The following is a 15258-nucleotide window of genomic DNA, read 5'->3' on the forward strand; positions in this document are numbered from 1 at the left end:
GTGGAACAACCGCAGGATCCACGGCGCGAACGGAGGCGTGCCACCGGCAGAGTTCGAAGCCGAGTACTACCGTCGTAGCAGCCACAGCGGCGAGGCCCTAGATCCAATCCCGTGAGTGTCTACCGAACCCAGGGCGCTTCATAGGTGTAGAGCCACACCTGGTTGTCGGCGTCGGTCATCGAGGTGATGTCGCCCGGGTGCGAGCTGTCCCCGTAGGTGTAGGTAACGGTCTGCACCTGGGCAGGACTGGAGCCGACCAGCGGTGTCGAGCGCGTGAGCAGGTTTCCCGCGCTGTTGTAGGTCATCGTGGTCGTCACCCCCTTGGCGTCGACCGCTGCCGTGGGCTCGTCGAAGCTGTTGTACGCGACGGACGTCGTTCGCCCTATGGCGTCGGTTCGGCTCGTCGGGTCCCCGTCGACATCGGCCTGGTATGTCGCCGTGTGGTTGTTGGGATCGATGGAGCTCAACAGGGCTAACGAGTTGGGATCGTAGTGATAGGTCCACGTGGCCTCGGCTGAGGTCCCGTACCCGTCGGTGATGGCGACGGGCTCCCCATTGGAGAACTGCTCGCGGGTTATGTTGCCGCCAGGATCGGTGATGGTCGTCGTGCCGCCCGAATAGGTGAAATTCGTGGTCCGGTTCATAGCGTCGGTCTGAGCGGTGACCTGGGCCGAGGCGTTGTAGGTATTGGTGACCTTCCCGCCCTTTGGATCTGTCATGGTCAACAGCAGGTGGTTCGGGTCGTAGCCGAAGGTGGTGAGCCCCCCGTCGACCGCCGTGATCGTGGCCAGATTGCCCGACGGATCGTAGAGGTAGCCGACCTGGCGAAGGGGGTCTGAGACCTGGGAGATCTTGCCGTTGGTCCCGTAACTGATGTTCAACCGCCGGCCGGCCGGATCGGTGACGGTGGTAAGTTGCCCCGACCCGTTGTAGGTGAGCGTCGTGGCATACCCATTGCGGTCGGTGATCGAGAGGAGCTGACCAGCCGAGGAGAAGCGGAACTGCAGCCCACCATGGCGGCGGGTGAAGGTGTAGGTGCCATCCCCGTTGTGGACGAGTGTCACCGCCGCATAGGCTGGTGCCTGGTACGAGCCACCCGAGGAGGTGAACGGCACGATTGACCCGTTCTCCTGGTAGACGGTCGCATTGCCGGTGTTGGGGTCGATGGAGAGACCCATCCCATAGGTGAACGTCCAGCCGAAGCCCAGGGGAGACGCCTGGGCAGCCGACAGCGAGTTGTAGGTCAGCGAGAAATCCAGGGCCGGCCCTCGGCCGGGAACGGACAGCTCGTCGAAGGTGTGCCAGAAATCACCGGTGGCACAATTCACGGGGTAGCCGCCCTGGTTGCACGTCAGGATCTGGGGCGCTGAGACGTTTCCGCCACCGTTGATCACCGCTGGCGTCAAAGAACCGTTGACCTGTGTCCACGGCTTTGACTCGTTGCTGTTGAGCGGGCAGTTGGCCACGTCGATGCCGCCCGTGTTCAGCACTTGTGCGGAGTCGGTGAAGCTTTCGGCGGTGTTATTCACCGTGATGTTCACCAGGGGAATGACCCCGGAGTTCGTACAGCTGGACCAGGTCGAGCCGTTGGGCCCGACGTCGGACGTGTCGAAGCTCCCGTTGGTCTGGCACCCGCCACTGGGCCCGCTGATGGTCTGGGTGTAGATGAGCGTGCCTCCGGCCGGCAAGGACACGTTGGCGGGCCAGATGTTGAAGGTGCACGTCGAGAACGTAGCGGTCAAGGAGTTGACGGTCACCGCCGCGCCGGACGTGTTCACCACCTCGATGGCGCCACCGTCATAGGTGCAGCCTGAAGGGGGAGCGCACCCTTCGAAAGTCACCCCCGAGCTCCCATACCAGGGGTTGGGAAAAAAGCCGCTGGGCCGCAAATTATCCGCATACCCGACATAGACGGCAAGCGAAGGTGGCGCGGTGGCCAGCGCAGCCGACGGTAGGAGGACCGAAGGCACAATCGCCAGCAGCGGCCCGACGATGAGCACGGCAAGGACGAGCGCAATGGACCGCCGCCAAGCGAAGCCTGTACAGGGGCGCGTGCGAACAGAGGTCAGCATCGAAGGGAACCCTCCTTAGCGGTGCTTGAAACTAGTCAGAGGTATCTCGGATAAGAGTCGGTCTCAGGGACCTTGGCCTTAATCCCCAATGAAGCAATCGGGAGTGGCCCAAGTTACGTAGTTCCGATTGAGGAGCCGGAGCCCTCCTCTTAATTGGTGTGCCTTGGCCTGGGGGAGTACTTAAGGCCTTATAGTAGGTCCGGCGTTTAGTGAGCTAGGCGCGCAGCCCTGCCGGCCGCTAGCGTGGGCGTGCCGTCAAGAACTGGTACAGAGTGGCTAGCCGAATGTCTCGCGGGGGAGTCAAGTCGCGGCGGGTGGCGACCCTTGCCCAGGCCCACGTGGCGTGCGCCATTCTGGCGCCAGCGGGCCGGTGGCTCCTCAGGCACGAAACGCGTCACGTACTCCGTCTTCTCCCCGCACGGCATCGCCGCCGGGACGCCGTGACCGCCGGCACCGGGGCCCACCCGCGGCCTGCCGCCGGCGGCCGGGCTTCGCCGCCCCAGCGTGCTGGACATCTCGAGGCCACCGCCTGCTCCGTCCCGGGGTCGGGCCGCCTCACACCCGACATAAGAATAATTGTTACCGTTCAAGCTCTTCGTTTGAATGTGGTTGGACGGGGGGGAGGGAATAGGCGGTGACCGCACCGGGATCCGGAGGCTTGGTCACCCCTGTGGAGCTGTCACCGGGCGGGTTGTGCAGGGTCTCAAGTTCCGGGAGCGCCTCAACATCGCTCGGCCGTCCTGAAATTCGTTTCGAGGCGACTATGTCGTCCAAGGCAGCGACATACACAGTGCAGCCAGCGAGGTCCCGCTCGACGGCTCTTTGTATGAGCGAATCGAAATCGACCAGTCGCCAATGGCTGTCCGCCGGGATTCCCTGGAGTACATCAATATCGCCTGCAGGGGTACGCCACGGACCGACTTCCATCGTGCGGAGGATCGCGGCCGTGACCGGGGGGAGGGATACTGAGGCCGGGATCCCCTTCAGGGTGGCACCCAAGTCATTGAGTGCGTCCGCCAGGCGGCCGAGGTTCTCCTCGTGCCAGGAGGGGCAGAGGTCTAGGTCCATCGTCAGCCGGCGGGCGCCGTGCAGGCGGGCTGCGACACCACCAACCAGTACGTACTCGACATCGTGCCGATCAAGAACCTCAATGATGCGACGGAGGTCCAGAGGCGCCGCGGTTGCGCTGTCCTGGCTCACCCGGAGCGGTACAGCGCCCACTGCTCCCGAGCGAAGGCCTCCAACTCCTCTTGCGTGGCCCGCGGCCACGGTCGCGGCTTGCCTGGTGCCACGAATACCGGGCGGTCGTCATCCGGCGACGGCAGCGCCCCTTCGGTCACGAGACGGTTGATGTCGTCCCAATCGGATTGTTTCTGCTCGTTGGTTGGCTCTTTCGACATAGTGCCAGGCTAACCTAGCGGCACGGCGCCGTGGATGACGGGGGCAAGGACGGATCACTGGTTGTCTACCTCGGTGCTCCTCATGTACTGAGGGCGTGGGTCCGCCTGTGTCAGACATAAGATTCATTATTACGAACCTAGTGCAATGAGTTGCAGCGGACGCACCTACTCATGGCACCTCCCGAGTTCGGGCTGAATTCCCTGCCTGACCAGGCACTTCTCACTGTCCGGCGGAGCCGGGCAAGGTCCCTTCTGCTGATTCAGCGCCTGGCTCGACAGATCGAAACTCGTTCGCCTGCTTAGGTCCTTGACCTCAGATTGCATCTGATGCAGGATTCCTACGTCGTTTCCGCCACGATCTGGGGGTGCTGATGGGTTCGACATGGAGAGTTCCGGGGGCCGCTCCCGGCCTGTTGCTGGATGCGTCGGCCTCCCTGCTTCGGCCCGAGGACCAGGTCCTGTCCGCGATGGTGGACGGCTGGCGGGACCAGCAACTGGCTCGCAATCTGAATCGCTCCACGATCGAAGACCGCCTCTCCTCGCTGGCGCGCTTTCAGCGCTTCACCAACGAGTACCCGTGGCAGTGGCGTCCGCAGGACGTGGAACAGTTCACCGCTCACCTGCGCAGCGGGGCTCGGCCGGTCGCCAGGACCACCGTGCGCAGCTACCAGGCCGCCATCCGCCAGTTCCTCGACTACGCCACCGACCCTCGCTACCAGTGGAACGACGTGTGCCTGCGGTTGTTCGGCACCCACCCAGCCCAGATCTGCTTCGAGTGGAACATGGCCGTCCACAGCGTCGAGCAGGAGGGCCGCCCCGAGGGACGCAGCCTCACCAGGGTGGAGCTGCAGCGCCTGTTCGACTTCGCCGACGACCAGGTGGCCGCCGCTCGGCAGGCGGGCAACAAGGCCTGGCTGCCTCTGCTGCGGGACGCCGCTACCTTCAAAGTGGCGTACGCCTGGGGGCTGCGCCGGCGGGAGGTGGTAATGCTCGATGTGCAGGATTTCGGCACGAACCCGCACGCCTCCGAGTTCGGCGACCGCGGCGTGGTCTACGTGCGCTGGGGAAAAGCTAACAAGGGGTCCGCCCCCAAGCGGCGCAGTGTGCTCACCGTGTTCCCGTGGTCGGTGCGGGTGGTGAACGAATGGTTGGGGACCTACCGGGACCTGTTCGACACTGCCGCCCAGAGCTCGGCGCTGTGGCCAAGCGAGCGGTCGGCCCGGGTTGGGATCATGCCAGTAGGCGCTCGCTTCGCCGAGTGGCGGGACGCGGTCGGGCTGCCCGAACAGCTAGGCATGCACTGCCTGCGCCACTCCTATGTCACCCACCTCATCGAGGATGGCAGGGATCCGCTCTTCGTCCAGCAGCAGGTCGGCCACTCCTACGCCTCGACGACGGCGCTGTACACGTCAGTATCATCAGACTTCCGCACCCGGACCGTGCGGTCGATCCTCGACGGGACGGTGACCAGGGCGCTCGCCGACGGCGCCGGGGAGGGGTCCTGATGCCCCGCCGCAGGCTCAACTTTCACTGGCACCTGCGCCGGCTCATGGCTGCCCACGACATGTGGAAGACGACGCAGCTTGTCCCCCTGCTGAGGGAGCGGGGCGTGGAGCTGTCCGACACCCAGGTCTACCGGCTGGTCACTGACAAGCCGCAGCGCCTGTCCATGCCAATCCTGGTTGCGCTGTGCGACATCTTCGAGTGCAGCCCGGCGGATCTGATCGAGCCCTACGTGGAGGCGGCTGCCCGAGCCAAGAAGGCGGAGGGTGGCGGCGTTGTCGAGATGCGCCCCAGCTTGCGGCCGGAGCGGGCCCGCATCGTCGACCCCGAATGAGCGGCCCCACCCGCAAGGCGCGGGCACGCTGCCGGGAGGATCCCGAGCGCTACCGCCCCTGCGTTCGCTGCGGCGGCTGCCTGCCACCTTACGGCCGTTGGCCCGAGGGGGTTGTGTGCCAGCACTGCGCCGCCCGGGCCAAGCGTACGAGCGGCGTGTGCGCCGGCTGCAGCCACCAGGGAGTTCTTCCGGGCTTCGACGCTGACGGCAGGCCGATCTGCCGTACGTGTAGCGGCATCTCGCTGCCGGTCGACTGCCTACGCTGCGCGACCGAGGCGTGGCTGTACCGGGCCGGCACCTGCTGGCGGTGCGCCCTCGCCGACCAGGTCGACGCCCTCCTTGCCGGGCCGGACGGCAACCCGCCCATGGCCCTTGTCCCCCTGGCCGACGCACTGAAAGGCATGGCCAGCGCTAACAGCGGCATCACCTGGCTGCGGTCCGCCCGGGTCCAGGAGATGCTCCGCCAGCTCGCCAGCGGCGAGGTGGCGCTCACCCATGCCGCTATCGACGCCTTGCCGGCCTCCCGGACGGTGGAGCACATGCGGGAGCTCCTGGTGGCCCACGGAGCCCTACCCGGGCGTGACCGCTACCTGGCCGCGTTTCAGCGGTGGTGTGCGCCCAAGCTGGCCAGCGTGGCCGATCCCGAGCACCGCCGGGCCGTCGAGGCCTTTGTGCGCTGGCACGTGCTGCCCCACCTGCGCAACCATGCAGCCGACACCGCGGTGGGTACGAACTCCTTCCTCCGAGCCAAGCAGTCGGTCACCACCGCAATTGAGCTGCTGGAGTGGCTGAGCCAGCGGGGGCGGTCGCTTGCGGAGTGGACCCAGGGGGACGTAGACGCCTGGTTCGCTGGTGGCACCTCAACCCGAAAGCTCTCGCACCCGTTCGCCTACTGGGCCATCCGCACCCGGCGCGCCGGCCGGGTTGACGTGCCCCGGGCCGAGCCCCGTTCCCATCCCAAGGTCAGCGAGAGTGAGCGCCTCAGCAGTCTGCGCCGGTTGCTGCTCAACGACGCCCTCCATCTTCATTGGCGGGTCGCCGGCGCCCTTGTGTTGCTGTTCGGTCAGCCGGCCGTACGCATCTCCGGCCTGCGCCTGGAACAGCTGTCGGTGCTGGACGGCGGGAGGGTCCGGATCCGGATTGCTGCGGACTGGCTGGAGGTTCCGGAACCCCTGGCCGTCCTGGTGTGCACCCACCTCGCCGCCCGACCCAACATGCAGACCGCCACCAATGCCACGAGCCCGTGGGTCTTCCCGGGCGTGCTGGCCGGCCGCCATATCGATCCAGGCACACTGGTCACTCAGCTCCGGAGCATCGGCGTGCCGGTCATGGCGACGAAGACGGGCACCTGGCACCAGCTGGTGCGGGAGGGCCCGCCGACCTTGCTGGCGCAGGCCCTGGGGATTTCGCCCGTGACGGCCATGAAGCACGCGCAGGCCGCCGGCGCCGACTGGTTGCGCTACGCCAGCCTTGCCAGGTGACAGCTGGTGTCCTCCAACCGGCTCGGGGCGGTTTTCGTCCGATGTGCTGCGGTTCTGGCGGTGCTCCTTGCGCCAGTTGCACGTCCACTCCCACCGCCACACCGACGCCGTCAGATTCGGCGCGGATGAACGGTGGGACAAGCTCGGCAGTGGCAGCCACGCCCTACGATGGGCCCCTGGAGACAGTCGATTGGCCCCTCGCCGTACTTCCTTTTCTCGACTGTCCGGGGGTCCTTGGCGTCACCGTTGCCAGCCACCGTGGGGCAGGTGAACTAGGTCGCCCCGGAGCAGGACCGCTACCTTGCCATCGTCCTGGCCACGTGCACAGAGGGGACCGGCGGGTTCCCGAAGGGACTCTTCGTGTTCGACCAGGCAACCAGCCACACGTCAGCGCATCTCTTGGAGACGCTGCTGCCTACGTCAACCAGGTGAGTTCGCCACCTCCGAGGAACCCCGGACCGGCCCGTTGAGCCCGATCGGCACCACAATCACCATGATGGAGTCTGCCTACACAGCAGACGACGCGTTGTGCTGTCCCACCCTTCAGTACACCGTCAGTACACCGTCGTTTGGGCCTGGGAAGCTGGGTTGTACGTCGGCCATCCCGCTGACGCAGCTGCCGGTACCCGCTCAGCTCGACCATTGTTGCCTCTCCCTCCCGTGTCAAGATCGGCGAATGAGGTGACCTACAGCGTGACGGTAACCAACGAGGGCGCCACCGCCGCCAACGACGTTGACCTCGTCCCGGCCGCGACCACAGTCTCATGCCCGCAGTCAGTCTCCGTCTGCCCGGGAACGCCAGCTTTGGTCTGGGCAGTCGGTCAGGCCTGCCATGCGACTCAGGCTGAGGGCACGCAGCTAGTGAACTGTCCGTTGGGCACCCTCCAAGCGGGGCGATCTGCATCAACCTCCGTCGTCATGAAGGTCGTCGCCGACCTCAACCCACTCCCCTTCTACCCCGAGGTCACCGCAGACACCGCATTGGGCCGGATGCTGCCTCTCGAGCCTGTGGCCACGGTAACCGTCACCGGAAAGTAGCCAGGAGCCTATGGGGCAGTGGAGCGCTTTTGGTCTTGGGTACCTGACCCCGCCGGCATGCAAGAGCGAGTGAACCATGCCCGGTCGCTCGTCGGCGCCCAGCTGCAGCATGTGCGCTACTTCACACTCGACTACGCGCGTGACCGCCGGGCGCCAGCGGCCAAGGGACCCCGGCTCATATTGGATCCGAGGGAATGGTCCGAGCCTTCGTGGAGATTCCCAGATTGCGACAGCGTGGACTTCGGTGTGGAACTCGAGACCGCAGACGGCAGAGTCTTTTCATCGACTTGGGACCCGCCTGGCGTTCATGAGGGGCTTGGGCTTCGCGCGGGACACTTGATTGGGTCGGCGCTGAACGAGAAAGCAGACGCCGCAATCTGGGACGTCACGACCCGCAGTGGCTGGGCTCCCCTGGTAGGTCAGAGCTTCACTGACGTGAGACTGCATTATCTCCCTTGGGCAACTCCACCAGGGTTTTGGTGCAGAAGAATCAGTCTCAAAGTCGGGCCATCCTTGGTCGAACTCTTGCTCGGGGAGGGCCGGGTAAACAACTCCGTCGGCCCGTCCGCGGACAATGTGGCGGTCCTCTTCGACCCTCCTGGTCTTCCGGACTGGACCCTTCATCTGTGACGGGAGTCGGGCGCCGGCCGGATCCAGGGGCCTACTCATTGCTGTGGAACAGCTAGCCTTACCAGCAGAGTGGCATTAGGCGCAGCGGATGCGAGAGCTGAGGTGCTCGTGCTGAGCCTCCCCGGGCCTCCCCTGAGGCTGTGGCGATCGCTGCATCCATGCTGAGCCGTCCCCGGCAGGGAAGCCTAACTCAGCTGGAGCCTCAGTTAATGCAATGCTGACATAAGCATCGCAAATATCCACAGCAAAAACCCGGAGACAGCTCCCGCGCCAGCTGCCTTAAGCACACTCGTTCGCGAGGGCCTTTCGTGAGAGGCGAAGTAAGCCCCAACTCCCACGACCAATCCCCCTAACATCAGGACCAAGAAAGCTTCAACGGAGAGCGGCATTCTCGGATAGTAGTCTGTTAAGGAAGACTCTTGATAGACAACCGCGATGCCGGCGTTCTCGGCGATGCCGCCGAGAAGCGGCAAAGGCGATCCGCCCGGCCCTGCGGTCGCGGTGCCATTCAGGGGCCCCGTTGGGATACAGTTGAAGCCATTCAGGTCAGTCGCGTTCAGGGGATTCCCCCCTACGTAGCCGTAGGCCTCCCGCGTCAGGGCTGCTAGCGGATCCCTGCTCAGGAACTGCGCGGTTGCGGGGTCGTAGTAGCGGGAACGGAGATAAACGAGGCCGGTTTCGGCGTCTGTATATTGCCCCGCGAAACCGAAGGGGTTCGATACGGAACCCGTCGAGGCCGTCAGTGACCGTAGGCATCGAAGGTGGTGACCGTGACGCCCGACGAGTTGGTCAACGCCCTCGTGAACCCAACTGGTCCTGGTGGTAGAAGAGGGTCCCAGGCGAGCTGAGCCGCTCCAGAGGCAGTCCGCCCGGTCCGTAGACGTAGTCCGTTGACCCATCCACCACCAGCGGAGGCAGGCCCCCGGCCACGTCCCAGGTCTCCTGAGAGACGGGTGCCACCGACGGTCTTGGACATACGGAGACCGTCTCCGTTGTAGGCGTAGGTGGCCTGAGTGCTGGCCAGCTTCACGCTGGCCCTGTTGGATCGACTCGGGAGCCCGGGCCGTCGTAGGCGGTGGTGGTGCAAAGGTTCCGGGGGATCGGCCATTGAATGCCGTCCGGCTGCGTCACCTGAAGTTGTGTGAGCGTTCTGGGGCTGGACGAGGGGCGCGCGCTTTTCAGCACTCGTTCTGAATCGGTCAAACGGGCTTCCATCCCCACCTAATCACCGGGCTGTCACTCGCGCCTTCGAACAGCCCGCCGCATGAAGGCCGAGCCTTTCACTGCCCGAGAGGTATCAGTTGTCTAAATTGATGAGCGTTAATAATGGGCCGACAACGGCCAGAAGAAAGAACAATATCGCTAGGCCTGTCTCCTTAAGGATTAAGAACGTTATGGCGAAAGACGTCCCATGAGCTAGCGGACATCAACCCTGAGGAATGGGCAGGGAGTTCGGGCTCTGGATCGCCCGCTTGCTGATGACCATCAGCGTCGTCGCTTCATCGGCCGACCACGCTGAGACGGGTGAGTACATGCTCCGGGTCTGGGCCTGGTACAGGTTCGCCGCTGTCGGAGTCAGCAACGACACGAGGATCACGCCGTGAATCGCCTCGCCCCGGAACGTGCCGGTGAATTCGGTGGCGTGGGTGTTGCCGACGGTCTCGGCCCCGGCGGTGCAGATCGTCTGCACGTTGCTGACCTCTGCGAGCAGCTTGTCCTGGAGACCGGCCACGGTCCAGGGCGTCTGGGCGTCCCACTCTTCCAGGCTGGAGTCCGACTTTCCGTCGGGCGACATGATGTCGGCTCCCGCATCGCTCGCCGTAATGATCCAGTTGCCCCCGGGCACAAACGCAGTCCACCCGTTCGCCCTGATCGGGCCCCACCCCGGGGACTTGGCGTCGTCCTCGGCGCTGGACTCCCCGGCGACCGCCTCGATGACCGACAGCGTGCACCCGGTGCTTGTGCCGCCTCCGCCGTTCCCCCCACCAGTGCCGCCACCGCTGCCGGGAGTTCCGGTCCCAGACGAGGCCTTGGGCGTCGACGGGTTGGTGGTGGGCGAGCCCTGTTTCGGAGGTGTGCTCGGCGTCGCCGGCGACGCACTGGCGGCTGCCTGCGGGCTGCTGGGGCTCGGGCTGGGGCTGGGGCTCCCAATCGAGCTCTCTGCCGTGGGGCTCGACGATGAGTTTGCGGCGGGCTTGGCGGCGCCGCAGGCACCCAGGATGAGCACCGCGGCCAGCGCGCCAACGAGCCCAGCACCGCGGGCACCCTCCCAGGGGAGTCTCATCGCGCACGGATCTTACGCTTCCTGCCCGGGCTCCCCGTGCGATGCCGAGAACGCCGTCGAGTACCGGAGCCGGGACCGTTTTGACGGGAGAACCCAGAACCTGAGATGGCGAGGGCGTCCGGCCGGAAGGTATCCGAGCGTAGCCCCTGCTTCGCCCCGAAGCGGCATCCTGGTGGACGTGGCGACATCGGAGACGGACCCTCAATGGGCAGCCCCTGACTCGCTGATGGGTTTGCTGCAGCGAGGCCGGGGCGCCGGGTTCCGCCGCGCACTGGACACCCCACGCGACGGGACTCACCACCGCGCCCGACGGCACTGTTGTCGTCGCTGAGCACGGCAGCGGGCTGGAACGCATTACCCCGGGTGGGCTCGAGCCGCTGGCCACCGCTACCGGCGTTCCTCCTCCACCGGAGGCCCCTCCGGCGTGTTCAGCGCGGAGGGCATCGCCGTTGCCCCCGGCGGAGACATCTACTTCGACACCGCCGGTGGCAACGGTTTCTCGCCTGATACAGCCTTGACGGAGATTCCTGTAGACGGCACGGTGCAGGTGCTCGCGATGAAAGGTTCGGCCGTGGGCACCCTCCCGGCGGTGGGTGTACCGAGGTTTCCCACCGGGCTGTATTCCGCGGCAACACCGGCAGTAGATGGGGCCGGCATCGAGTCGTGCCCAGGCCCGACAGGAGTGCAGAGCTTCGACACCTCCGCGCGGGCCGCCGCCGTTACCGAAGCCGGCTACCTGAATGGAGAAGGCTTTTACGCCGATCTAGCTTTGTCCGATCGGTCTTGGTGGGCAGGGGTGTACGACTCGTACGTCGACACTTCCTACGACTAGGGGCATCACTCCGTGGTGAGCGTCAAAGGTGCCCCCGCCGACGCCTATTCGGTGGCGGTGGCGCACGCAGCGGTGACGCCCTCGTCCAGAAATCGCTGGTCGTTGTCGTCGGCCCATCCGCCTACTCCCAGCTTGTCAGCCACATCTATTTCCTCAACCGCAACGGGCACCCATTGCTCTACTACCAGAACGGTTGACCGGTCCGCGAGAAGGCACCCAAGGAAGGCAGTGGGATGCGGCTGGCGGGGTGCAGGGTCACGGTCGTGCCCTGCCCAGAGGCACCCGGGCCTCGCCCACCCCCCGGCAGCAAAATCGTATCGCAGGGAGGGGGGCTTCCCGCAAGGCCCTGGCATGTGCTGACATTGCCCGCGCCATTTGGGAGCGCAGCGGCCAGAGACGTACCTACCAAAGGAGTGATCGAATGCGGCTGTCGCTGTTGGTGAACCGACCCGCCCGGCCGCGGTTCCCCGCGCTCGGGCCCCGGGCCGATCGATGTGCTCCCCACCCGGCTGCCCCGGTGAGCCGATGACCGACCATGCTGTGGCGATCGTCGGCGGGGGTCCGACCGGGCTCATGCTGGCGGGTGAGCTGGCCCTGGCGGGGGTCGATGTCGTGGTCCTCGAGCGCCGCGCCAGCCAGGACCTCGATGGCTCCCGCTCCCGGGGCCTGCACTCGCGCACCATCGAGGTCCTCGATCAGCGGGGCATCGCCGACCGGTTCCTTGCCGAGGGCACGGCGGTGCAGATCCAGAGCTTCGCCGGGGTCCGGCTGGACATCAGCGACTTCCCCACCCGGCACAACTACGGGCTGGCGCTGATGCAGAGCCACTTCGAGCGCATCCTGGCCGGCTGGGTGAGCGAGCTGGCGGTGCCGATCGCCCGGGAGCGTGAGGTCACCGGATTCGTCCAGGACGATACCGGGGTCGACGTCGAGCTGGCGGGCGGCCAGTCGCTCCGGGCGGGGTACCTCGTCGGGTGCGACGGAGGGCGCAGCGTGGTCCGGAAAGCGGCCGGCATCGAGTTCCCCGGGTGGGATCCGACGACCAGCTGGCTGATGGCCGAGGTCCAGATGGACGAGGAGCCGGAGTTCGGCATGCGCCCTGAGGGCGGCGGCATCGGCCGGGCGGAGGACGGCCGGTCGATCGGGGTCGTGGTCACCGAGCGCGACGTCCTCCACGCCGGCGAGCCCACCCTGCACGATGTCCGCGAGGCACTCGTCGCCGTCTACGGCACCGACTACGGCGTGCACAGCCCAACCCGGATCTCCCGCTTCACCGACATGACCCGGCAGGCGGCGTCCTACCGCGCGGGACGGGTGCTGCTGGCGGGCGACGCCGCCCACGTGCACCCGCCGCAAGGCGGACAGGGACTCAACACCGGGGTGCAGGACGCCGTGAACCTCGGATGGAAGCTGGCCCAGGTGGTCAAGGGGACGTCGCCCGACCACCTGCTGGACACCTACCACGCCGAATGGCACCCGGTCGGTGCCCGCGTGCTGCGCACTTCCATGGCCCAGGCTCCGCTCCGGGCAACGGACGAGCGCACCGAGGCGTTGCGCGCGACCCTGACCGAGCTGCTGAGCATGGACGAGCCCCGCACGCGGTTCGCCGGCATGATGTGCGGCCTGGACATCCACTACGACCTCGGGAACGGGCACCCGCTCCTCGGGCGCCGCATGCCGGATCTCGACCTGGTCACCGCCGACGGCCCGCTCCGCGTGTTCAGCCTGCTGCACGAAGCCCGCCCCGTGCTGCTGAACCTCGGTGCCCCCGAGGGCTTTGACCTGGCGCCCTGGGAAGGCCGCGTGCGACGGGTCGATGCCGCCTACGCCGGCTCGTGGGAGCTCCCGGTGCTCGGCCCGGTCACCCCTCCCCCGGCCGTGCTGATCCGTCCCGACGGGCACGTCGCCTGGGTGGGCGATCTGATGGACCCGGGCCTGCCCCAGGCCGTGGCGGCCTGGTTCGGGCCACCTTCCTCCCCATTGTGAAGGGAGCCTCAGAGGGATGGTCGTGGGCTCTCAGGGACTCGCAGCCGCTTAGGTCACCGTCGGCGCTCGCACCGATGGTCTCCGGCTATCTTGACTGGACACCCCCATGAGTACGACTGACCAGACGGGAGAGGCCGCCCCGCATCCCGCAGCCCCGGCGGAGGACCCCAAACGCTGGTGGACGCTGGGCGTGCTCTGCCTGAGCCTGACGTTGATCGTCGCCAACAACGCCTCGCTCAGCGTCAACCTGCCGAGCCTGCAGAAGGCCCTGCACGCCAGCGACAGCAGCCTCCAGTGGATCGTGGACGCCTACAGCCTGATTTTCGCCGGGCTGCTGCTCCCCGCCGGGGCGCTGACCGACCGCTACGGGCGCAAGACCGCCCTCCAGCTGGGCCTGGTGGTGCTGGCCGTTGCCTCCCTCGTTGCCATGGGGGCGACCAGCTCCTGGGAGCTGATCGTGCTGCGGGGGGTCATGGGCGCCGGGGCGGCATTCATCATGCCGGGCACGCTGTCGATCCTCACCAACGTCTTCTCGCACGAGGAACGGGGCAAGGCCATCGCGATCTGGGCGGGCTTCGCCGGTTTCGGCGGCATCCTGGGACCCCTGGTCGCCGGGTACCTGCTCGACCACTACTACTGGGGATCGGCCTTCGCCATCAACATCCCGATCGTGGCCGTCGCCCTGCTGGCGGGGGCGTTCCTGGTCCCCAACTCCAAGGACCCGCGGGACACCACCCTCGACCCGGCGGGCACGCTGCTGACCGTCACCGGGCTGACGATCCTGCTTTACGGGATCATCGAGGGGCCCGGGCGGGGCTGGCGGTCCGGGCCGGTCCTGGCGACCCTGGCGGTGGGCGCCATCCTGCTGGTGGGCTTCGTCGCCTGGGAGCTGCGCAACCCGGACCCCATGCTGGACATCCGGCTGTTCCGCAACCCCAACATGGCGATCGGGGCGGGAACGATCGCCCTGCAGTACTTCGCGCTCTACGGGCTCTTCTTCGTCATCCTGCAGTACTACCAGCTGTCCCACGGGTACGCCCCGCTGAAGAGCGCCCTCGCCACGGTACCGATCGGGGTGCTCTCGATGGTCGGGGCGCCCCTGTCCGCCCGGCTCGTGCGCCGCCTGGGCCCGCGCATCGTCGTCGGTACCGGCCTGCTGGCGAGCGCCGCCGGGTTCCTCGTGCTGTCGCGGGCCACCCCCACGACCTCGCTGGCGGTCCTGATCCCCGGGGAGTGCCTCATCGGCCTCGGCCTGGGGCAGACGACAGCCCCCTCGACCACGCTGATCATGTCGGCCGTCCGGCGGGCGAAGTCCGGCATCGGCTCGGCGGTCAACGACACCTCCCGGGAGCTGGGTGGCGCCCTCGGGATCGCGGTGCTGGGATCGATCCTCAACTCCGTCTACCAGGGTCGGATCCTGCACCGGGTGCCTCCCCTCCCGGGGCCGGTGGCGGCCACGGTCCGGACCTCAGTGAGCGGGGCCATCCAGTCGGCGGCATCCCTTCCTGCCCAGACCGGGCGTGCCGTCGCCCACGCCGCCCAGGTGACCTTCGCGCAGGCGTTTTCGTCCGCGATGATCGGCGGGGCCATCATGCTCCTGGTGACCGCGGGGCTGGTGTGGAAGTTCCAGCGCTCCGACCGTCTGGCGAAGCCGGTCGAGCAGTAACGGGGTCGTCCGGCAACTGGAAGTGCAGGGGG

General features: G+C 66.8%; 11 protein-coding genes. 6 read left to right on the forward strand and 5 right to left on the reverse strand.

Annotation, left to right across the window (positions count from 1 at the left end):
• Positions 1 to 119: 119 nt before the first annotated feature.
• The 3 genes from VFW71_06385 to VFW71_06395 form a co-directional block, all read right to left on the reverse strand.
• Positions 120 to 1841 (reverse strand): DUF6531 domain-containing protein, encoded by a 1722-nt coding sequence (locus VFW71_06385; protein HEU5002390.1) that lies wholly within the window; start codon positions 1839 to 1841, stop codon positions 120 to 122.
• An 810-nt stretch (positions 1842 to 2651) separates the two neighbouring features.
• Positions 2652 to 3272 (reverse strand): hypothetical protein, encoded by a 621-nt coding sequence (locus VFW71_06390; protein ID HEU5002391.1) that lies wholly within the window; start codon positions 3270 to 3272, stop codon positions 2652 to 2654.
• Positions 3269 to 3472, reverse strand: a complete 204-nt coding sequence (locus tag VFW71_06395; GenBank protein HEU5002392.1) for a hypothetical protein — start codon at positions 3470 to 3472, stop codon at positions 3269 to 3271. The genes VFW71_06390 and VFW71_06395 overlap by 4 nt, the downstream gene beginning before the upstream one ends.
• Positions 3473 to 3843: 371 nt before the next feature.
• Here VFW71_06395 and VFW71_06400 point away from each other — a divergent pair, with 371 nt between their 5' ends.
• The 3 genes from VFW71_06400 to VFW71_06410 are packed head-to-tail and all read left to right on the forward strand — an operon-like array spanning position 3844 to position 6790.
• Complete coding sequence (locus VFW71_06400) at positions 3844 to 4977, forward strand: tyrosine-type recombinase/integrase (protein HEU5002393.1); 1134 nt, start codon at positions 3844 to 3846, stop codon at positions 4975 to 4977.
• On the forward strand, positions 4974 to 5309 hold the full coding sequence (locus VFW71_06405) for a helix-turn-helix transcriptional regulator (protein ID HEU5002394.1): 336 nt from the start codon (positions 4974 to 4976) through the stop codon (positions 5307 to 5309). The genes VFW71_06400 and VFW71_06405 overlap by 4 nt, the downstream gene beginning before the upstream one ends.
• Positions 5306 to 6790, forward strand: coding sequence for a Fis family transcriptional regulator (locus tag VFW71_06410; protein ID HEU5002395.1), 1485 nt, complete (start codon positions 5306 to 5308; stop codon positions 6788 to 6790). Before VFW71_06405 ends, VFW71_06410 begins: the two co-directional genes overlap by 4 nt.
• Before the next feature lie 1874 nt (positions 6791 to 8664).
• Here VFW71_06410 and VFW71_06415 read toward each other — a convergent pair.
• Positions 8665 to 9357, reverse strand: coding sequence for an RHS repeat-associated core domain-containing protein (locus tag VFW71_06415; protein ID HEU5002396.1), 693 nt, complete (start codon positions 9355 to 9357; stop codon positions 8665 to 8667).
• Between the two features lie 527 nt (positions 9358 to 9884).
• Positions 9885 to 10742 carry a hypothetical protein gene (locus VFW71_06420; GenBank protein HEU5002397.1) on the reverse strand — a complete coding sequence of 286 codons (858 nt, stop codon included), beginning with the start codon at positions 10740 to 10742 and terminating at the stop codon, positions 9885 to 9887.
• 424 nt (positions 10743 to 11166) lie between these two features.
• Between VFW71_06420 and VFW71_06425 the strand changes: the two genes are divergently transcribed.
• The 3 genes from VFW71_06425 to VFW71_06435 all read left to right on the forward strand — a co-directional run bounded on the left by VFW71_06425 (position 11167) and on the right by VFW71_06435 (position 15226).
• Positions 11167 to 11574: a hypothetical protein gene (locus VFW71_06425; GenBank protein ID HEU5002398.1), complete on the forward strand. Its 408-nt coding sequence runs from the start codon at positions 11167 to 11169 to the stop codon at positions 11572 to 11574.
• A gap of 525 nt (positions 11575 to 12099) precedes the next feature.
• Positions 12100 to 13560, forward strand: coding sequence for an FAD-dependent monooxygenase (locus VFW71_06430; protein ID HEU5002399.1), 1461 nt, complete (start codon positions 12100 to 12102; stop codon positions 13558 to 13560).
• 106 nt (positions 13561 to 13666) lie between these two features.
• Complete coding sequence (locus tag VFW71_06435; protein ID HEU5002400.1) at positions 13667 to 15226, forward strand: MFS transporter; 1560 nt, start codon at positions 13667 to 13669, stop codon at positions 15224 to 15226.
• Positions 15227 to 15258 lie beyond the last annotated feature (32 nt).

This window comes from Actinomycetota bacterium, from assembly GCA_035765775.1.
GTDB lineage: Bacteria > Actinomycetota > CADDZG01 > JAHWKV01 > JAOPZY01 > DASTWV01.

Coding starts and splice junctions, on each gene's coding strand:
- VFW71_06395 (HEU5002392.1), bottom strand. CDS start 3,472: ATGTCGAAAGAGCCAACCAACGAGCAGAAACAATCCGATTGGGACGAC.
- VFW71_06400 (HEU5002393.1), top strand. CDS start 3,844: ATGGGTTCGACATGGAGAGTTCCGGGGGCCGCTCCCGGCCTGTTGCTG.
- VFW71_06410 (HEU5002395.1), top strand. CDS start 5,306: ATGAGCGGCCCCACCCGCAAGGCGCGGGCACGCTGCCGGGAGGATCCC.
- VFW71_06415 (HEU5002396.1), bottom strand. CDS start 9,357: ATGGGTCAACGGACTACGTCTACGGACCGGGCGGACTGCCTCTGGAGC.
- VFW71_06420 (HEU5002397.1), bottom strand. CDS start 10,742: ATGAGACTCCCCTGGGAGGGTGCCCGCGGTGCTGGGCTCGTTGGCGCG.
- VFW71_06430 (HEU5002399.1), top strand. CDS start 12,100: ATGACCGACCATGCTGTGGCGATCGTCGGCGGGGGTCCGACCGGGCTC.
- VFW71_06435 (HEU5002400.1), top strand. CDS start 13,667: ATGAGTACGACTGACCAGACGGGAGAGGCCGCCCCGCATCCCGCAGCC.